This window comes from Parashewanella tropica (assembly GCF_004358445.1).
Classification (GTDB): domain Bacteria; phylum Pseudomonadota; class Gammaproteobacteria; order Enterobacterales; family Shewanellaceae; genus Parashewanella; species Parashewanella tropica.
In genome coordinates this window covers 3,893,438-3,913,070 of record NZ_CP037951.1, presented here as the reverse complement: position 1 = coordinate 3,913,070, position 19,633 = coordinate 3,893,438, and the positions used below count along the sequence as shown (strand labels likewise).

Genomic DNA, 19,633 nt, shown 5'->3' with positions numbered 1-19,633 from the left:
TTATCTTTAAAAAAAGCTGATTAAAAATTCCCACCAATGTATATGAGCTTTAGTCCAATAAAATGTACGGTAGTTTGCTTGATAATGGCTCGCTAATATCATTGTTGGTATAAAAGCTAACCATAAGACTAAAAATAAATAAGTAAAAGGTTTGATAAGTAATCTAATTAAGCAATGAACAATAAAACCTATTAATCCAAAGATAACGTAGATGCCGAATTCTTCCCATCCTAGTGCATATTTGATTTTTGTAATCAAAGTAGAACCTAGAAACCCGAAAACAACCATAATGATTAAAAAAAGAACATAGTACCAATACTTAAGTAGCCATGGATCCATATTGTTATGCGTAGGTGCCCCCATTATTCCCAAGGTTGCAGAGAGAAGAAAGACGACATAAGTAACAATTATGCCAACAAACAAAGTTACGCCAGTATTTTCTGAAGTGAAAAAACCTATAAGCAGCCCTGCGAAAAAGTATGATAGAGCTAAGCCAGACAGATGAATATAAAAATCGAAATAAACACCTTTTATTCCACTTGATAATTGGGTTATGTCAAACCATTTTTCAAGATATAGTTCAGCATATAGTGAACAAAGCCCTGAAAACCCATAGCCTATGAATAAAAGAATGATTATTGAGATACCGAAAGTATTTAAACCGCTTTTATCATCATTTACTTCATTACTTCCCATGATTAAACCCTTAATTGTTTTTTATTTGTATTTTTGATTTTGTAGCTAATGCAGTGCTGTTTAGGCTGCAAGTTCGTTACCATAAAAAATAACGTCCTTACTTCTTTCTTTGCATGGTTTCACTTGCCTTATGATGGAATTTAATTGATCATTTGGTTTACACATTTCTATTTTTTTCACTATTTTTTCGGCACTTTTAAAATAATCACTTAATTCTGAAGTTACATGAGATGGAAAGGTTTCATTTACACTGTCAGCGTAAAAGCTGAGCACAAATGCTAACTCTTTAGGCATATTAATCGTTTGTGAAACTACTTTAGCGTAAAACTTGGTTCTACCTTCTGCTCGTATAACTTTAGCTTTTAACTCAAGCTCTAATCGACTGATATCTCTTTCTGTGGTTTTACGACTTACATAAAAACCATTAGATTCGCATTTAGATTGAATTTCAGTGACTGAAAGTCCTTTTGATTTCTCACTAGGTAGAATAGATTCAATAAACTCAATACGTGCAGTTTTATCAGTAATTAATGCCATCTTTATTCCCTTTAAAAAACGTTAAAGCAAGGTGGATGCTGTGTTCCTGTTGATGAGCGCAAATATACTTACTGTTATTCTCATTATCAATATTTGGTCATAATTATGCGTAATATGATAATTCGGATTGATCGTTTGGCAGTGTTAGTTTTATTATGCGTGAATTGATAGTCTTTATGCTTAATATGAAAGGATTTAAAGTATGTCGTTAGCATCCTGGATCTACAACCTTATAGATAAAAATAAAAAGAATGTAGAGCATCAGTTACCTCATAGTGTTGAAAGCTTATCTAAAATGTCAGGTGTGTCAGTAGCGACTCTCTACCGCTTACTTTCAGAAGACAATACAGCACTTCCGAGACAATCAACCATTGAAAAGCTTGAGAAAGCATTTAAAGTTAAATACATGTCTAGTAAAGACAAATTGGTGAATGAATCACTTGCATTCTCATATCTATCTTCTGATCCAGATTCTGAAATACCTCAGGATTATTCAGAGCAATCGGCACGGAATATTGCTTCTGGTGGCAGTTGTCAAATATGTTTAAGTAAACAACCGAACACATCATTCCATATCAATCCTCATGTATCGAAACTGTACATCGAGAGTCCTACATATGATCTTAATAGCTTCTCTCAGATATATACCTGCGATGATTGCTGTGATGCCGTAGTGAGTGCGTTGAAAAAGTCCTATCCAGTGATGATTACAACACTGCTTCATAAAGATGATTGTCAATTACATCTCACAAAATTAGTTAGAGAAGCGGAAGTTGGAACTCCAATCACAAATCAGTCCTTATTAGCCTTAGAACTTGGTGTCGAACAATCCACTATATCCAGAATAAAGAATGAAAAAATTGAATACATTCAACAAGAGCTTGCTCATCAGTTACATTGCCTTTGCGCTAGGAAGTTACTGCAAAATCAATTTACTCTACCCGCATTTGTAGAGAAAAAAGACGCTATTAATGAATTATTGAATCTACTATCCAATGAACTGGATTACTCACCAACTTTTATTAAAGAAGATGTGCAACTGCAAATTACCTCGGAGCAAAATATCAGCTGTGACATTATGGTTTACGATGTTACAGGTGACCCTCTTATCGCTTGCTTTGTCATGGGTAAAGACACTGATAGCCAAAAGGCACGTCACAAATACACTGGTCTTGGATTAGCACTTGGAGCTAAATTTGTCCTATTAACAGAAACAGATTTGGGCGTGCAGGAAAGCATTCGTTGTCAAGTCGCCTATGCGCTTTATGAAAGCAGCAATGATATTTCTATTAGAGGAATTCCATTAGAGCAATTACCTGTTTTCGAACCCAATTTCTGATATTGCTTTTACCTTGCCAAGAACAATTAATGTTAAATAAGGCATTCAATTTTCTTGGTAAGCCAGCATTTGCTTTAGAATCGCCAAAGTTAATATGATTCTCTTTCGTTTTTTTTACGTACTCGATCTGCCAAGAACAAAGATACAAGGAAAGGTGTTGCATAGAAGAACATGAAATATACGAACTCACCAAGTAGGAATGTGACTAAGGCAGTAGAGAATGTCCACAGCACCCAGTTACGTTCCAAGTGATTGCTTCTTGTCGCGACTAATATCAAACAGACAATTGGAATTGGTGCAAACAATATAGCCAGTGTCTCAGCCAGCCATTCACCAACACCATCAGCAGAACTATAACCTAGAAACATCTTTACCTCTCACTTCAATTCGAATCTCATTTGCACAAATTAATGTGCTTAATTAGGGGGAAAATCCGTATTTTGAACAGCGCCTCTGTTTGTTGACGAGCATAATAGGGGAGGGAGTAGACATCATATGTCTCATTGAGGAATTATTTTGAAAAAGACAAAAAAGTCTTCAGTAATAAAGGCTGATTATTGATTCAAATGTGAACCAGTGATTAGCCTAAATGCTCTGATAAGTAAGGGAGATGTTATGGCGGGAAAAGACTATGTTGCAATCAAGGTCTGCTCAAATATTTTAAAAAGGTGGGGCTGCTCGAATAGTGGAATACAAACGATAATCGGTATAAGTGAACCAACTGATACCTTATTGCATAGCCAGCCCGAAGCTATTGTGCTTTCTAGCGAGCAGCTGGTTAGAGTCAGCTACATACTCAATATTCATGCTTTACTAAGAAGCACATTTGAAAACCCAGAAAACATCAAAGGGTTTATGACCTTTAAAAATCATAGTGCTTTCTTTGCTGGTAGGGCGCCTATTGAGTTGATTCGCTCTGGTAGGGTGGTGGACTTGAAGACGGTTTTTGAAGTGTTGAAAAATCACTTTTCGCTGAAGGAAGCGGCCGTTTAAGCCGCTTTTTGTAAAACTTGATTGTCCAGTTGTTGAGGCTGTTTTGAATTTTTTGTTAGATCGATGATATCGGAATACTCACCGCCGTACAGACGAATAATTTTTTGTTGAATCTCTCTTTGAGCTGGGCGTAATTTCTTGTTGATCACACATGCAATTTTTTTGATTTTATCCCAGTCTGCTTTACTTTTCGCTTTTTCATCACTGATGATTTTTTCACGAAATTCGATCTCACTTTTTATTGCATCAAGCGTTGCTTTAAGTTTATCTAGCTCGTTACTGCTTTCTTCCAGCTCGTTACCTTTCTTGAGTTCTACGCGTTGAAGGTGTAGTTGCAAACTCGCTATCAATAAAGCCAAAACGCCAATGATTGTTCCCATTATGTTCCTCTTAGGACATCCAATAAAATGTTCATGAAGATGGCTTGCTAAGCCACCTTGTTTCGATGAGAGAAATAATAAGGTAGAGGACAGACACTAGATGTCTAATAGATGAAAATATTTAAGAAATTAATTAAGCAAAGAAATGGAATTTAACAAACGCTTGTTTTCAGCACCCATTTCTTTTTGTTATTGTGCGCTCTGACAATAAGCCCTTTTCTAATGAACTCATTTAAAACTCTGTTGAAGTCAGGTTTTTCGAACTGCACCATAGCCCTAACGGATTCTGCTAACCTTGGTCTTTTGAAATAATTAAGAATTTTTGCATCAGAACCAGTTGCTTTTTCGATCACAACTGAGATTTTTGTTATTTCTTTTGAAGGTAAAGTAACGAAACAGGTAGCTTTGTGAAGCCTGCATTGGAACTTAAAAGCCATGACCAACGCGTTATCTTGGCTCCATAATACAAATTCGCAGCTTTGCTTTTGAGTTGTATCTAATGATGCCAATACTCCGACGAGATTTCCTATGATATGAAAATCAGCTTGATTGGATCCAGTAGGGTAACAAGAAAAGACTTGAAATAACTTACGTTCACATAATTCAATCACAGACTCATGTTTACTAAAAACAAACACTTTATCTGTTAACGTAGCTTCAATCTCAGAAACTTTTTGCAGACCAATGTTCTCTGCATCAACAAAAATAAACTTCAAATGACGATCCTTGTATACGTTCATTTTTTACGAATTGAGGTTTTATCATATCAGACGTAATATTTGAAACTACATTCAAAGTGCAATTTGGCTGAAATTTATACTTAAATTTATATGGATAAAACAACTACTCAGAGTGAAACTCAGTGGCTTACAAGCAAAGAGGCCAAGTCCGTGTTAAAGGTGAGTGATTGTCAGTTGATGCATTTGAGAGAATCTGGCAAATTAACTTTCAAGAAAGTTGGTAGGGCTTATTACTACTTACTCAATAAAAATTTTAAAAAGTAACAACAAAATGGACGCAGCTACCTTTAAGCAACTTACTTCATTAGTTAAAGCTGGAAAGCATTTACCCGATGCCATATACATCCATAAAGATGCATTTTCAGCTATTCCTAAGCAATTACAAGACTTTATTCCTGCAGTTGCAAAAGCGTTATCTGTTCATGAAGAGCAATGGGACTTAGTAAAGCTCTTTAAGAAAGAATTCCGGGTCTCTCTGCTCTCTTATCCGACTTTCTATACAGACTCCTATCCTTCTCTGCAACAAAGCATCAACGTCGACCTTGTTAAACTCCAGCATAAAATAACGTCTTACGATGGTTCTGAAAACCCTCCGATATTACACCGTAAAGAAACGATGGTTTTACCTAACAGTGAGCACTATCAGCACTTTGTTGATATTACCCAAGAAGGCGAGAACGCAGGTTTGTATGAGAACACGAGGATCATCGGATTTAAACGAACGTGGCAAAACTTGATCCAAAGTAAAGGCTATGAGCTTATTGATGGCAGGTTGTTTAGAAGCTCTTCTATTATAACGGATGATGATAACTCAGAAAAAATAGATAGACATAAAACCGCCATTGTCCGTCATGAGCTTTCCGCGCCAATGAAGTTATTGGCAAAACATGGCTTTTTAAGTGGTGATTATTCTATTTTTGATTATGGTTGCGGTAGAGGTGATGATTTACGAGAGCTTCAAGCTCATGGCCTAGATGCTCTAGGTTGGGATCCAAACTATCAACCTGATAATGAAAAAATTAACTCTGATATTGTAAATCTAGGGTTTGTCCTAAATGTTATTGAAGACCAAGATGAACGCATAGAGGCATTAATCAATGCATGGGAACTTACTGATAAATTTTTAGTTGTTTCCGTCATGTTGGCAGCGAATTCTTATATTGCACAGTTCACGCCATATAAGGATGGCGTGATCACCTCAAGAAATACGTTCCAAAAATATTATGCGCAGTCAGAAATCAAGGCTTATATAGAGAGAATCCTCCAAGAAAATGTAGTAACACTAGCGCCGGGTATTTTCATTATCTTCAAAGACAAAATAGAAGAGCAAAATTACCTGATTGCTAAATACAGCCGTCACCATCAATGGCAACAACTCACTTCTCCCGAGCCAATACAAGCGAAAGATAAAGCCAAACTCATTATTACCCAGAATTCAGATTTATTCACTGATTTTTGGAACGTGTGCCTTGAGCTTGGCCGTATACCTGTAAATGAAGAGTTTTCAAAGTCTGAAGAGATCAGACAATTAATTGGCTCTCACAAAAAAGTCTTCAGCTTATTGTGTGAAATGTATGACACTCAAGCATTCACAGAAGCACAGCAATCAAGGAAAGAAGACTTACTTTTGTTGTTTGCTATGGGGTTGTTCGAAAAAAGAAAACCTTATACTAAGCAGCCAGAGAACCTAAAGCGTGACATCAAAGCCTTTTTCGACAACTACAATATCTGTATCAATGAGGCTAAAGAAATACTATTTAAGATTGCAGAGCCGAGCCTGATCGAAGAGCTATGTATTGATAGCCACAAGTCACTCCCAGCTGGCCTCATTAACTACGAACATGCTCAACCTCACTCTTTTACCTTCCATAAAAAATTTGTAGATGATTTGCCATTGCTGCTTCGAGTATATGTTGGTGCAGCACTTCAAATGTATGGAGAACTAGAGACTGTCCAGCTAATTAAAATCCACATTCATTCAGGTAAAGTTACTTTGTTGAGTTATAAAGGCTTTGATGATTCACCTTTACCTCAACTTGAAGAGCGAATCAAAATCAAAATGGCGGATCAAGAAGTCGACTTTTTTGACTATTTGATCCCAGAAAAGCGACCTTTGTTACTGAACAAATGCGAGTTTATTGATGATTCCTTTGCTGATTTCAAAAAGCAAAAGGCGTTTAATAAACGCCTTTTAGTAGAGTTAGCAAAGTATGAGCTCTTACCTGAGCCTAACCTTACGAAGCCTGCGCTAGGGCTCGTACTGGCTAATGAGGGTTTGGCTGTTAAAGGGTATAGGTTTAGTAAAAGTTGATGTCTGAGATTTACTAAAGTTTTTTCTCAGACATCGTGCTCTCTATGCTACATAGATGTAGAACATATCAAATTAAACCACGAACATGATTATTGATTGCGTTTTGTAGTAATGAAAACCTATCTTCAAGATTTTGAATGCATCCCTCTGCTTTATTACAGTTTTCGAAACTAACAAGCTCAGGCTTTATGAAGTGACTTGATAATTCTGTTTGTTTAATTTCTTGGAAATAAACATCAGGCGCATAACTGGAGATTTTCCTATTAGCATCCTTTGATATATAACTCAAATTAAGAGTACTATTCAGTACATTCTGTGAATCTTTACGCAATTTAGAAGAGGTTTCTCCAATTTTTTTGACATTAGCAAGTGGGATTAAATGGTGTAATTCTAATAATAATCCATTGAAAGCCACATCCCAGGCATTTAAAGTACTTGTCTTACCTTGCTCAGGAAATAGATCAAGTGGGCTCTTAGATAGAACAAATTGTAGAATAGTGTTTCTAACTGATTTAGATTCTTTATCCGTTGCATCATCTCTTCTCAAGAGAATATCTTTTGTAACATAGTCAGGTACATTTAGCATCCTATCTTGATATACTTCATATAAGTTTTTACCTGACAACAGCCTTTCAACATCAGTGATATCCTTTATGCATCGAGTGTTCTGAGCTTTTGCATATCCGCCTCCAAAAACAATAACCCAGTACCAATATTCAAGCTTGTTTAACTTTGACTTATCTGTCCATACGTCATCATCAGAAAGAAAATAACCTAATACTACAAGCATCAACTTATATTGAACATCTTTACAGCTCACAACACCGCATCTTATGTTTAAGAAGGCTAATGCTCTATTTATAGCTGTAATTGTTATTTCAATATGAGCATTAACTTGATCTGCTGTGAGTCTAAGTGCTTTCTCACGTTTTATATGTTCGATATCAACGGGCTCTTTGCTGGACTTCGTATATGCTAAGAGTGTTAGAAGATTGACGAACCAATCTTTAACGATTTTCGTTGGTTCATTACCTTTTACAGCACCAAACTCTACAGAGTTCCATGTTAAGCTGTCACTTTTGTCTTTTATGAGGTTCGTAGAGCAAATTAATTCATCATGTAGTTTAATTTCTTCTGACAAGCCATTTAATAACATTTGAGTCAGATTATGCTGCTCTCTGTTGCGTGCAGACTTTGCAACAATTAAATCGTAAACACTTAAAGGTTCACCGCCTCTATTGATTGCTTCAAAAATTGAAACTGCTCTATCAATTTCGCCTCTTTTTAATTGAACAATAGGAACTTTTCTTTTGACCAAATTATTCAATTCAGTAGTAAATGCTTTGACCCAAGCTGCTCTAAGATCAGAAAACTCTTTTTGGAACATTGAGCTGCCATCTTTCTCTTTGTTCTCTTGAAATATTTCATTCAAATCATCATCATCAATTTCTAATGGAGCAAACATACATTTAACATTATCAAGTGTTAAATTATCTATTAATTCATCTTTTAATTCGATACATCTTTGTTCTGCAATTTTATCAATAATCCGTTTATGAATTCCTTTATCGCCTTCGTAAACTTCCCATAATGGAACTAAGAATTGATCTGCAAACTTTGAAGCTAGCTGAGATTTAGTATATTTATCGCTTGCTTTGCCCCTAAAGACTTTAGTATTAGCAGGATGATGTAACTCCTCAGTTTTGGTTTTATGTACTGCTTTAAACTCGATATGAGGTTCTATTTCAGAATCTGTAAACTTACTTAGACTCCTGAAATTCAAGTTGTTATAGCCAAAAATATCACTACCATTTACTTTCAAACTTAAGAACCAGCGTGTTCTAAGTGAGCCAAACATATTATTCCAATTGGACTCCCAATTTGAACCAGAAAAGAGATCAAAGAGTATAGCTCTCAAAGTTGTAAGGCGTTGTTGTCCATCTAAAACGTACTCACAATACTTTATCGTTAATTCTAAGTCATCAGGGAAACAAAGTTTCCGCTTACAAAAGTCACTACTTTCACCTTCTAAAGTCAACAAACTTCCTATGGGTAAGTCTACTAAAGTTGAAGCAAGTAACTTCTTTTGCATATCACGAGTCCAAACGAAACTTCTTTGAAAGTTAGGTAGAACTAACTTGTCGTTATCAATTTCGTTGTAAATTACCCCTAGTTCGCGTTCTAGGTTTTCAATAGCCATAAATATCCCTTTAAATTCGGTTTGCTAACTTTATTCTTGTAGAATAACTTGGTGTATCAATAGTTAAAATACCCATAGAAAAAACCTTACAATAAATGAGTAAATTAAAAACAAGTTGTTTTATATCTGAACGATATGGCATGGGTTCATCAACAAGCAAATCATGAACTTTTGATGTTAGTTCCCCAAAGTAAAGTTCTTTATTTTCTTTAGAACTTAACTCTCTTGTTAAAAATTGATAAATCTTACTTTTTTGGAAGTTCAATGCTCTAGCATTACCATTTTTGTCGACTTCTAAACCAAAGACATCAACATCATGCAAAAAATTTTCTGATGACTCATCAAGAGATGACAAATCTTGTTCTAGGTTCACCCAAGGTAAATCAGAAATATACAGTCTATCGCAAGTATATGAAGCCTCTGGAGCAATCAATTCATTCCACCATCCCTTGGTAGAGCTGTCTAGTTCAGGTGTAGCAGAGCTACTTGATACAAACCCTTCTAGAGTCTCTATTACTCGCTTAGTAACCATAATCGAATCATTAAAAACTTCTCTAATGAGCCCATTATCTTTATCGGTTAGCTTTGTTTTTGTCGATAGTTCAAAATTGCCATAACCAGAGAGCTTTAAGCCGTTAGAAGTAAAGTTTGCACTGCCTATAAAACCGTATTTATTATCGATTACGTACAATTTCGCATGTAAGGTTCTATGAATATGGCACCTTACTCCATTTTTGAATAAAAGCTTAATTGCATCAATATCCGTGGCACCTGATATGAGATCCTGCGGCCTCGCTCTTACAATCAATTGAACTGTTGTCTCGTCACTGATTGAGTTCAGCAAAAACTCTGCTGCAGATAGCGTTAAATAACCGGTAATAATTTTTATTGATTGTGCACTAGAAAACTGTGCTTCTAATTCATTACTCAGGTGATCCGCAGTGATTAAATTCACTTTATTTTTCCTTAGAATACATTGGTAAAGAAGATAATGTCTTACCAACCCTCAACCTAAAGCGCTCAAGAACCTCTTGTTCATAATCTGAGCTTTTTTGTTCAATATTCGCCATCGAGTAAATAAGAGTAAACACAGTATTCTTAGTCTCTTGTGAAGCATCTTTTAACTGTTCAATAAATGAGGATTTGATGTTCAAAATGATTATGGTTAACCCGCTAAGCCTTTCAATTTCGAACAAAGTGTTTCCTTTAAGCTCGCGAAACTCAAATTTGACATCAAATTCAGAGAAGTCTATAGGGAGTACTTCATTCTTAACCTGAGGCTCTAATTCTGATTTTGTCTTAAAAAAAGTTCTAATATTTTTTAGAAAACTAAACATATGAAACCCAACAATAACATGCGTTGTTAAGTAAAAAAGAGCTCGAAAGCCCTTTTAAATTATGGTGCTGAGCGAAAGTTAGTTATTGAGTTCAAAAAGATATTTTTTAACTTCTTTGCCCCAACGACTTCGGATATCTTCCATATCAGATCTTTCTGTTTCTGAACTGTTATCCTCGACCTGAGCCCAAGCAATCAAAACTAACTTTAGAAGCTCTTTTTTATCATCATCAACAGAATCATAAAACTGGTAGAATTCGTGGTTTGAATTGAGCAAAACAATAATCGTGCCTGCCTCTCTAGCAACATCGAACAAAATATTACCTTTTAGAGGTTGCTCCATAAATTTGACGTTACAATCACTTGTAACCAAGGTCCTTGCAACTGTCTCTGCTTCTACAACATCTACCCCTTCTCTAGAAAGAGTTTCTTTAATCTTATCAATTTTTTCCTTCGCAGGAGTTTCTGGATCATGAAACTTTCGATCTGAATTTGTAGGTCTTTTTTCCGCAATCCTTTTTTCAGCTATTTTCTTCGCAGTATGCTCTGCTTTGCTTAAAGTTGGTTGCTCATCAGGGTTGTTGTTCTGAGGTTTTGATTCGGCTAATGTTTTGACGTAACTTTTGAGGTCTTTTAAGTTAGCTTGAATTTCTTTACCAATGAAATAAATCCAATAGCGATCCGACTTCTCTCTCTCAAATATATCAACAAATTCTGAGTATTCTTTTGAGTTTTCAGAATCATAGCCTTCATTCTCTGCTTCAACTTTTAAGTCAATTCTTTCAAAGTTAACAACATCTTGCTTATCAAACGTTACACCGAATAGCTCGTCTAGTTCTGGAGAAAATGAAACCTCAACACCAAACCATCTTTCACGAGGCTCTGATACTGACGAAAAAATTTCCGTTACTTTTAGTTCTCGACCAGATCTTACTATGGAAACGCCTTGGTTCTCAGCAGCTATCTTACCCCATTTAGTCGAGCCTACGGCTACAGAAGCAACTCTCTGTAACTCTTGATGAATACTTCTTTGAACGCGAGAATACTTAATTTTGACAACACCCCTTAGTCCAGAGGAGCTTTCAACGTGAATAACTTGTTCTTCCCCAAAAGGTTCAAAAAAAGTTTCATTAATATAATTACCGGGAAGATCTGGTAAGACAGTATTTTTCATTAAAAATAAAGGATCGTTCGCTTTAAAAAGCTTATTATCAGTTCGTGTTAGACTGATTTCATTGGTAAATGATTTGAAACGAATTTTGACTCGATTATCATTAATGAAATATCGATACATTCTCCCAATGAGTTTTTCAGAATGAATGTATAAAGATTTACTCGTTTTCCAAGAAATTCTATCAAGATCACTCCAAATAGCTATGGTACCGTGCTCTGGGTTGTAATCTTCACCAATTGCTTCTCGCCAAACCTCTGGCACTGGCTTTTCAATAGGCTCTGGAACATTTTCTAAATTACCAGCTTCAATTTCATTCACATCTAAATATGTATAGTGGCAAATGCCATTTTGCCAACTATAAACATCTAATCTCCTGCACTGGGAAATAGTTGCACTTGGTAAGCCCATGCCAAACTTCCCAATCCCTGAGGAATCTTCTCTATGTAAGCCTCCGCCGAATTGAAGCGCTTGTTGTAAAACATGCTTTGCCATACCTTTACCATCATCGAATATAGCTACTTGGTCAACATGCTTAACTGCTCGTAGGCCACCTTGTTTTGATTTATCAATACACAACAATTGAACATTTGTAGCTGTTGCTTGAATACTATTATCAATTAATTCAGCAATTGCATGAGCAGCTGTTTTATAACCACTATCTCTCATCGAAGTGATAGCAAGGGATGCTGGGATGATGTTATTTTTCATATTTACTCTACTTCGTTCCAGTTATCATTCCAATGACCAAAAGCTTTACATAGACTTGTGAATTCTGGAATGTTATCTAATACCGTATAAATTTTGCATGATTCGTTACCACCGCTTTTTTTCCCTCTCATAGCTCTACCAGCCATCTGAGAATATAAAACTAACGACATCGTTGGTCTTGCAATAATCGCCACGTTCGTACATGGTGCATCAAAGCCTGTGGTTAGGATTCCAAAATTTATTAATATTCTTAGCTTTCTGTGCTTAAACTGTTGAATTTTAAACCGCCTCGACTGCACTGTATCTTCTGAAGATGTGACCGAGGCAGAAGGATAACCTAAGCAATTAAGTGTTTCAGATAGTGCTATAGCATGCTCAACGTTACATGCAAAAATAATAATTGAAGCCTCATTTTCATATTCTAGAATTGCTTGTTTGATAATCGCTGAGTTTCTAGATTCAACCGTAGAAAGATTTTTCAATAGCTGATTGAGCTCTTCCTTCACTTGTTTTGTTGTAAACTCTAAATTAGTACTTCCCTCGTAATCGATGGGTAAATACTGAGGCTCAGCAAGATACCTCTCATCTATCAAATATTGTATAGGTGATCTGTAACCTTCAACTGCCATAGTAATTTTATTTTCTGAGAAAAATTTTGACAGCTGCCTATCTTCCGTTTCATCGTCTAATGAGAACTTTCTCCCGGGGGTTGCTGATAAACCTATTAAAAACTTTTCTCTACCATTATTCAGTAATTCATTGACGGTTTCTTTATAAGTTTTAGCTATAGCCTTATGAGCCTCATCAAAAATAATCAATGAGACTTTATCTAAAAGTTTTTGAAAATAAGCCTTTTCGCTTCCATTTCTTCTTGAATTTAACCGCTGCAATCCTGCTGAAATGAAACCGGATTCTACAGAGCTCAAAGTTTTATTGGAGTCAGAATAATATGAATATACACTTACACCTCGATTACCGAGTGCACTCCAAGATTTATGAAACTCTATAGTCGCTTGCGCACATAGCTCTTCTGTATCGGCCAACCAAAGCACTAATCCGTCTTCTCGATTTGACAAGTGTGCTGAAGCAATACTCATAGCTGTTCTTGTTTTTCCTGCTCCTGTGGGTAAATGAATCAGAAGGCGGTCTTTCTCAGGGTCAGATATTAATGTATTTACTTTTCTAACAATATCTCTTTGATAAGGGTAAAGTGAATAGCTAGGCTGCGAATACAAAGTATCGACAGTTTTTTGTGATGATTGATTTGCTGCTGAATACTCGTCTTTGAGCCCTAAAAATTCAGCCCATTCAGTCAAAGTATTTGGAATATATTCCTGTAGGAAAGTCCAGTAATCTTCTTTTTTTAATCCTAACTTTTCGAGACCAAGTTTATTATCAATAAGATTTCGTGCTTCATTTTCACTCAAGCTTTTTATGATCAGATTTCTGAGCTTATTGTTTTCTATAAAATTGATAGCATCTTTATTGATCAAGGAGTCTACAATTTCTTTTTTCGTTAACTCTCTGTTCAAATAAGATTCAGCAATTTTTATTGCATTTTCTGATAGTAAAGGTATCAATGAATGTTCCGGACACCTATAAACTAAAGTTCTTAGCACAAACGTTACTCACTATTAAGTTCAAAAATAATACTTATAATAATTAGATCTAAGTAATTTCTTATGATAATTATGATAACATCTAGGATGTATAAAAAAAACGCTATTTATCACATATTTAGCTGTACGAAAACATAACAACTTCGCATCAAATTATTAATTTTTTTATACATTAAATTAGTGCATATAATTCAAGTCATTCAAAATATGGACTCACTGTATAAATATCCATAAATATGATGTTCATACTTTTATCTCAGTGAAAACCCGTATACACTTCATTTCTGGACAAATCCTCCAAAACAGCAGAAGCATGAAAGCAAAATTTACGGGACACGATACCTTCCCTCTTAGATATGGTTGGCTTTATAAAGCTGTTAACCACTTGAATTTAGGTGGAAAAATTCAGACTTCTAATGAAGAGTCAGTAAGAAAAGCCATTGTAAACCTCGGTGTTGGTAAAAACATGGTTAATGCCATTCGTTATTGGGCTGAAGCTTGTAACGTAATGTCTACTAATACTAAGTCTGAGCAATCCGTCACATTGCTAGGGAACTACCTTTTTGAAGATAAAGACCACGAAGGTAACGGAAGAGATCCTTACCTTGAACAAATTGGTTCGGTTTGGCTGATTCATTTTTGGTTGAATTTTAACTTCGAAACACTTACAAGTTATCGCTACTTTTTTAACTTTTCAAATGTACAGCATTTTGAAAAATCAAAATTAATTTCGGATGCAATTGACGATTGCAGCTTGATGGTTACAAACGATATTGGTAATCCGAATACCATCAAAAAAGATGTAGATTGTTTTCTAAATACATACTGTAAAAAGATTAAAAACACCTCTTCTAAAAAGAAAGAAACTGTTAACGAAGATCATTTTACCTCTCCTTTAGCGGAACTTGATTTAGTTCAAGAACTGGGTGGTGGTTTTTACATCAGTAAGTTAGATGAACGTGAGAGTTTACCTATTGAAATTTTTATCTACTCATTGCTCCATTTTATGAGAGTAGAGACTGCTGAATCTAAGATAAATACCATCGACTTTGATTCTTTACTGACAAAGCCATGTTCTCCCGGACGAATTTTTAGATTATCGGAAACGGGCTTAGGTCAAAAACTGGATGAAGCTCAAGAGATTACCAATAGCGATATATCTTGGATTGACTCACTCGGCTTAAGACAGGTGAAAATCTCAGATTCATTACTTAAAGAACCTCAAGCATTTTTAAATAAGTACTATGGCAACTGATCGCATGGCACAAGAACTCATTACAATTAACCAGAGATACAAAAGTTCAACAAGGATTGATAGCGAAGCACATGATTATCAAGAATTTGTTGATAGCTTTATCGTTCACGGTACAGCGATAAATGTTCTTGATACTATCAGTCGAGATATCTCTGGAAGTGCTCAAAGAACTTATACTTTAACTGGTCCTTATGGCTCTGGTAAATCTACTATTGCGCTATTTCTATCTTCACTTCTATCAAAAAATGTAGATGAGCGCCAATATGCACAATCAAAGTTAAATCAACACAGTGAAGCTTTGAAAGACTTTCAATCAAGATTGAACGTTAAAAAAGGCTGGCATATAGTCAAGCATGTATGTGGCTTAGAGTCGCCTGCGCACTCAATTCTAGTAAGTGTTAGTGAGTCTTTAAGCATTGAATACGATGTAAAACAGATTGCTCAACTAAATGACGAAGAGTGTCTAGAGCAAATTAAATCAGCCTTCACATTTAATGCTAAGCAGCATGATGGAATTGTTGTTCTGCTTGACGAGATGGGCAAGGCTTTAGATTTTCAATCCCGAGCCAATAAAGACCTGCATTTGTTTCAGTCTTTAGCCGACATATGCCAACAATCTTCCACACCAGTAGTATTAATAGGTTTTTTGCATCAGGCATTTATCGATTACGCCAAAAACAAAGATACAAAAGCACAACAAGAGTGGGCAAAGGTACAAGGTCGATATCGTGATCTAAGCTTCAATCCATCTATTGATGAGTCTTTAGTTCTAGTCGGTGATTCAATTAAGAAAGACGAAGCGACGGCTACCACATTAGAAGATAACTACTCTTCATTAGTTGAAAATGTGGCATGTCACTTTTCTAATCAGAATCGTAATGTAAGAGCATTAATAAAAACATTACCAATTGATCCGTTAGTGAGCTTGCTACTTGGCCCAATCTCAAGAAGACGTTTTTCTCAGAATGAAAGGAGTTTATTCGGCTTCCTTGCATCACATGAAAAGTATGGATTTAGAGAGTTTTTATCAGAGAATTACAGTGAGTCAGTATCGACCAATGCTTTATATTCTCCTGAACAATTCTGGGATTACTTACATCATAATTTACACCATCTCATTGTTACCTCTCATGATAGTAAAGCTTGGCTTGAAGGATGTGATGCGATTCATAGAGCAAGCCAGAAAGGCACAGATCTTCATGATTCGATAACTAAGGTCATCGCCTTATTAACTATTTTTGGGTTCCACCATCATTTGCATGCAAGTAAAGAGTTCCTCGTTGCGTACTTTAAAGCTAGAGGTGTGTCTGTAAATGAAATTAAAAAGGCTATTGATGATTTAGAAGCTTGGTCTGTAGTCATTTTCAGAAACAAGCACAATGCCTTGTTTATCTTTCAAGGCAGTGATGTCGATATTCACAACCTCATACTTGAAAAAATTGAGTCAATAAGTGATGGCGTAGATTGGACATCTGTTTGTGATATGCCACAAAACATTTTAGCGACAGCGCATTATCACCAAACAGGCACTATGCGATGGGCTAAAACGCAGTTGGTGAGCAAAGTCGATGCAGCTTTTATTAACGCTTTTAAAAACGAACCGACATCAAGTGAGTCATTTTTGACGTTTTTAATGCCAATTGACTCAACAATCGAAAAAGCTTTAAAAGATAGTGAGATTACTGAAGAAAAGCATATTGCCATTGCTGGCTTTAAGTCTGTTAATAATCTTAAAGAAGCCGCTATTGAATTGATTGCTTTACAAAAAGTCACCAAAGAAGAAGTTAAGATTAAACATGATCTCATTGCTCAAAAAGAGCTTGAAACAAGAATAATCACAGCTTCTCGAAATGTAGAGTCAGAGCTTAATAAACTGTTTGCTTTTGCAGATTGGGAGCATCAAGGTAACCCTGTTCGTCAATCAAGTTTGTCATTTGCAACTTCTAGTATTGCAGACACCGTATTTAATTTAAATCATAAAGAATACGGTATAAAAGGTTTACCTCTTAAAAGCGAAGAGAAATTGCATCTTAAAGTCATCAACGAACTTGTAAATCGAACGAAACCTTCTGGCAGTGCAAACAGTGCAATTCGCAAATTGATGAATGCAATGCTTAATGATGGAGATGAGGAGGATCTAGGTTTTGACAATGACTCATTTCCTCCTGAAAAGGGCGTTTACTTATCATGCTTAAAGAATAAAGGTTGGCACTGCAAAACTGATGAGGGCTTTGGTTTCCCTGGTGCTTGGTCTGATGAAGAACAAAAACGTAACCCAGATATGTATGCCTTATGGCTAGATGGTTTTAACTTCATCAAAGACAGCAATACGATGGTGACTATTGCAGATTTGTATGACAGATGGATGAAACCGCCATTTGGCTTAACAACAGGTCTTTGCCGACTTTACGCATTAGCTCTGCTTAAGTCACTTGAAGGGAAAATAGCGTTCTATGATTATGATTCGAGTCAGCAGTTCATTTTCATTCCTGAGCTGGACGAAGAGTTAGTCAATAAGATTTATAAGCACCCAAAAGAAGCCGGTGTACGTTATTTTGAAATGTCTGAAATTCAGACCCATTTGCTCAGTACATTAGCTCAAGCAACAATCGGTTCGCTGAAAAATAATGATGACATACTTGGAATTGCCAAACACATAGTCAGGATCGTGCATGGTTTGCCCGCTTGGGTTAAGAAAACCAGTGGTGAGAGCTTTACCGATAATGGTCAAAAATCAGGATTAACCAGAGAAGCAAAAGCATTCAGAAACAAGGTTATTGCAGCTAATGATCCATACAAACTGATTTTAGAAGATCTGCCTGCAATTTTTGATATATCTAAAGATCAAGATGATGCTGACTCTAAACTTGCAAGTCGATTAAAAACAGCAATTGAAGACTTATCGGCTCAACACGATATGTTACTGACAGGATTTAAAGAATTAATTAAAGCCAATTTGTCAGCTGAGTTTGATGAAGAGTTAAAAGCACGCTGTGAGCGAGTAGCGAAAGCTGCGCAAAGACCGAATGTAAAAGAATTAGCACTTAGACTTATTAAGTTTATAGAGAATAAGGCTAAATTTGAGCAAATTATTAACTTAGCAGCGGGTACACCTGAAAGAAACTGGACGGATAAGCATTTAAGAAATGGTTTTGATGAACTATTAAACTTATGTGTGCAGTTTAGAAGAATTGAATCCTTCAGTAACTTCGAAAACAACTCTGGTTCGAAGCCTTTGGCATTCATCACAACTGATAGCAAAGGCAACTACAAAGAGTATTCCGCTTACATGAAGCTATCTTCTGAAAGTGAGCAACGTGTCACAAACAAGATTGAAGAGTTGAAAAAGGAATTAGCTACAATGTCTAAAGATGAAAAGTTGAATGTTGCAACTAATCTTTTGACAGAATTAATGGATGAAACAGGAGGCACTGAAAGCAATGACAGATAAAGTTAAACATGTCTTAGGCTTGTCTGGGGGAAAAGACAGTAGTGCTCTTGCTCTGTATGTAAAGGAAACCCGACCAGATTTGGATATCGAGTATTTCTTTACTGATACAGGTTATGAATTACCAGAAACCAATGATTTTATTGATCAGCTTGAGGAAAAGCTTGGCTTCATACATCGCTTAAATTCAAGGTCTCTCAATGGTATTGAAGGTCGTGGAGAGAAAGAGTTTTCTAGCCTTCTCAAAGAGCATGGCAACTACTTACCTTCACAACGAGATCGCTGGTGTACCGTTCAAATGAAACTAAAACCTTTTGAACGTTGGGTTGATGGCTTTATTGCTGATGGCTATAAAATCATGAACTATGTTGGTATAAGAGCTGATGAACCTGAACGTACTGGTTACATGACCATTGAGAAGCCAATTACTTCTGTGTTTCCATTTCGTGAAGGTGGCATTGTAAAAAGCGACATTGAAAACATCCTACAAAGGAATGGCCTTGAGCTTCCTGCTTACTATGAGTGGCGTTCTCGTTCGGGTTGTACTTTCTGTTTTTATCAACGCAAAATTGAGTGGATTCGATTAAAAGAAAAGCACCCTCAACTTTTTGAAGAAGCAAAAGCCTTTGAAAAAGGGGATGATAATACTGTTGTCGGTGAAAAATTCTATTGGATGGGGCAGGGACAACCTTTAGAAACTTTGGAAGACCCCGAAGTTAAGCAAAGAATTATTCTTAACCATGAAAAACAAGTCGCTCGTTTTTACAAGAAAAAGCGCCGCAATGCTTTACTTGGTGATTTTGGGGGCACTTGTGAATTTGGTGATCTCGATGATATCTACGATGAAGTTGAAGGTGGCGGCGCTTGCGTAACTTGCTACAAATAAGCTTCAACAAA

At 36.0% G+C, this 19,633-nt stretch carries 16 protein-coding genes; 6 read left to right on the top strand and 10 right to left on the bottom strand.

Annotation, left to right across the window (positions count from 1 at the left end):
- Positions 1–6: 6 nt before the first annotated feature.
- Positions 7–696 (bottom strand): hypothetical protein, encoded by a 690-nt coding sequence (locus E2H97_RS17270; protein WP_133408285.1) that lies wholly within the window; start codon positions 694–696, stop codon positions 7–9.
- A gap of 60 nt (positions 697–756) precedes the next feature.
- Positions 757–1,233 carry a hypothetical protein gene (locus E2H97_RS17265; RefSeq protein WP_133408284.1) on the bottom strand — a complete coding sequence of 159 codons (477 nt, stop codon included), beginning with the start codon at positions 1,231–1,233 and terminating at the stop codon, positions 757–759.
- Positions 1,234–1,435: 202 nt separating this feature from the next.
- Here E2H97_RS17265 and E2H97_RS17260 point away from each other — a divergent pair, with 202 nt between their 5' ends.
- Positions 1,436–2,572 (top strand): helix-turn-helix domain-containing protein, encoded by a 1,137-nt coding sequence (locus E2H97_RS17260; protein WP_133408283.1) that lies wholly within the window; start codon positions 1,436–1,438, stop codon positions 2,570–2,572.
- A gap of 89 nt (positions 2,573–2,661) precedes the next feature.
- On the opposite strand, the gene E2H97_RS17255 is transcribed toward E2H97_RS17260, so the two are convergent.
- A complete protein-coding gene (locus E2H97_RS17255) occupies positions 2,662–2,940 on the bottom strand; it encodes a hypothetical protein (protein WP_133408282.1) in 279 nt (92 codons plus the stop codon).
- A gap of 247 nt (positions 2,941–3,187) precedes the next feature.
- Here E2H97_RS17255 and E2H97_RS17250 point away from each other — a divergent pair, with 247 nt between their 5' ends.
- On the top strand, positions 3,188–3,565 hold the full coding sequence (locus tag E2H97_RS17250) for a DUF2384 domain-containing protein (RefSeq protein WP_133408281.1): 378 nt from the start codon (positions 3,188–3,190) through the stop codon (positions 3,563–3,565).
- Here E2H97_RS17250 and E2H97_RS17245 read toward each other — a convergent pair.
- Together E2H97_RS17245 and E2H97_RS17240 are read right to left on the bottom strand one after the other, a co-directional pair.
- Entirely contained in the window at positions 3,562–3,945 is a 384-nt protein-coding gene (locus E2H97_RS17245) for a hypothetical protein (RefSeq protein ID WP_133408280.1), read from the bottom strand. The genes E2H97_RS17250 and E2H97_RS17245 overlap by 4 nt on opposite strands.
- Positions 3,946–4,097: 152 nt before the next feature.
- Entirely contained in the window at positions 4,098–4,661 is a 564-nt protein-coding gene (locus tag E2H97_RS17240) for a hypothetical protein (RefSeq protein WP_133408279.1), read from the bottom strand.
- A gap of 295 nt (positions 4,662–4,956) precedes the next feature.
- On the opposite strand from E2H97_RS17240, the gene E2H97_RS17230 reads away from it, so the two are divergent.
- Positions 4,957–6,996, top strand: a complete 2,040-nt coding sequence (locus E2H97_RS17230) for a DNA phosphorothioation-associated putative methyltransferase (RefSeq protein WP_133408277.1) — start codon at positions 4,957–4,959, stop codon at positions 6,994–6,996.
- 67 nt (positions 6,997–7,063) lie between these two features.
- Here E2H97_RS17230 and E2H97_RS17225 read toward each other — a convergent pair whose 3' ends face one another.
- From E2H97_RS17225 to E2H97_RS17205, 5 genes are all read right to left on the bottom strand, one after another.
- A complete protein-coding gene (locus E2H97_RS17225; protein ID WP_133408276.1) occupies positions 7,064–9,196 on the bottom strand; it encodes a DUF262 domain-containing protein in 2,133 nt (710 codons plus the stop codon).
- Between the two features lie 10 nt (positions 9,197–9,206).
- Positions 9,207–10,151 (bottom strand): phospholipase D family protein, encoded by a 945-nt coding sequence (locus tag E2H97_RS17220; RefSeq protein ID WP_170308350.1) that lies wholly within the window; start codon positions 10,149–10,151, stop codon positions 9,207–9,209.
- Position 10,152: 1 nt separating this feature from the next.
- Positions 10,153–10,533, bottom strand: coding sequence for a hypothetical protein (locus E2H97_RS17215; RefSeq protein WP_133408274.1), 381 nt, complete (start codon positions 10,531–10,533; stop codon positions 10,153–10,155).
- Between the two features lie 78 nt (positions 10,534–10,611).
- Positions 10,612–12,414 (bottom strand): ATP-binding protein, encoded by a 1,803-nt coding sequence (locus tag E2H97_RS17210; protein ID WP_133408273.1) that lies wholly within the window; start codon positions 12,412–12,414, stop codon positions 10,612–10,614.
- 2 nt (positions 12,415–12,416) lie between these two features.
- A complete protein-coding gene (locus tag E2H97_RS17205) occupies positions 12,417–13,994 on the bottom strand; it encodes a DEAD/DEAH box helicase (RefSeq protein WP_170308349.1) in 1,578 nt (525 codons plus the stop codon).
- A gap of 352 nt (positions 13,995–14,346) precedes the next feature.
- On the opposite strand from E2H97_RS17205, the gene E2H97_RS17200 reads away from it, so the two are divergent.
- The 3 genes from E2H97_RS17200 to E2H97_RS17190 are packed head-to-tail and all read left to right on the top strand — an operon-like array spanning position 14,347 to position 19,622.
- Complete coding sequence (locus tag E2H97_RS17200; protein ID WP_133408271.1) at positions 14,347–15,288, top strand: DUF4007 family protein; 942 nt, start codon at positions 14,347–14,349, stop codon at positions 15,286–15,288.
- Positions 15,278–18,739: an ATP-binding protein gene (locus E2H97_RS17195; protein ID WP_246029023.1), complete on the top strand. Its 3,462-nt coding sequence runs from the start codon at positions 15,278–15,280 to the stop codon at positions 18,737–18,739. The genes E2H97_RS17200 and E2H97_RS17195 overlap by 11 nt, the downstream gene beginning before the upstream one ends.
- Entirely contained in the window at positions 18,729–19,622 is an 894-nt protein-coding gene (locus E2H97_RS17190; RefSeq protein WP_133408270.1) for a phosphoadenosine phosphosulfate reductase family protein, read from the top strand. The genes E2H97_RS17195 and E2H97_RS17190 overlap by 11 nt, the downstream gene beginning before the upstream one ends.
- Positions 19,623–19,633 lie beyond the last annotated feature (11 nt).

Coding starts and splice junctions, on each gene's coding strand:
- E2H97_RS17270 (WP_133408285.1), bottom strand. CDS start 696: ATGGGAAGTAATGAAGTAAATGATGATAAAAGCGGTTTAAATACTTTC.
- E2H97_RS17265 (WP_133408284.1), bottom strand. CDS start 1,233: ATGGCATTAATTACTGATAAAACTGCACGTATTGAGTTTATTGAATCT.
- E2H97_RS17260 (WP_133408283.1), top strand. CDS start 1,436: ATGTCGTTAGCATCCTGGATCTACAACCTTATAGATAAAAATAAAAAG.
- E2H97_RS17255 (WP_133408282.1), bottom strand. CDS start 2,940: ATGTTTCTAGGTTATAGTTCTGCTGATGGTGTTGGTGAATGGCTGGCT.
- E2H97_RS17250 (WP_133408281.1), top strand. CDS start 3,188: ATGGCGGGAAAAGACTATGTTGCAATCAAGGTCTGCTCAAATATTTTA.
- E2H97_RS17245 (WP_133408280.1), bottom strand. CDS start 3,945: ATGGGAACAATCATTGGCGTTTTGGCTTTATTGATAGCGAGTTTGCAA.
- E2H97_RS17230 (WP_133408277.1), top strand. CDS start 4,957: ATGGACGCAGCTACCTTTAAGCAACTTACTTCATTAGTTAAAGCTGGA.
- E2H97_RS17225 (WP_133408276.1), bottom strand. CDS start 9,196: ATGGCTATTGAAAACCTAGAACGCGAACTAGGGGTAATTTACAACGAA.
- E2H97_RS17215 (WP_133408274.1), bottom strand. CDS start 10,533: ATGTTTAGTTTTCTAAAAAATATTAGAACTTTTTTTAAGACAAAATCA.
- E2H97_RS17210 (WP_133408273.1), bottom strand. CDS start 12,414: ATGAAAAATAACATCATCCCAGCATCCCTTGCTATCACTTCGATGAGA.
- E2H97_RS17200 (WP_133408271.1), top strand. CDS start 14,347: ATGAAAGCAAAATTTACGGGACACGATACCTTCCCTCTTAGATATGGT.
- E2H97_RS17195 (WP_246029023.1), top strand. CDS start 15,278: ATGGCAACTGATCGCATGGCACAAGAACTCATTACAATTAACCAGAGA.
- E2H97_RS17190 (WP_133408270.1), top strand. CDS start 18,729: ATGACAGATAAAGTTAAACATGTCTTAGGCTTGTCTGGGGGAAAAGAC.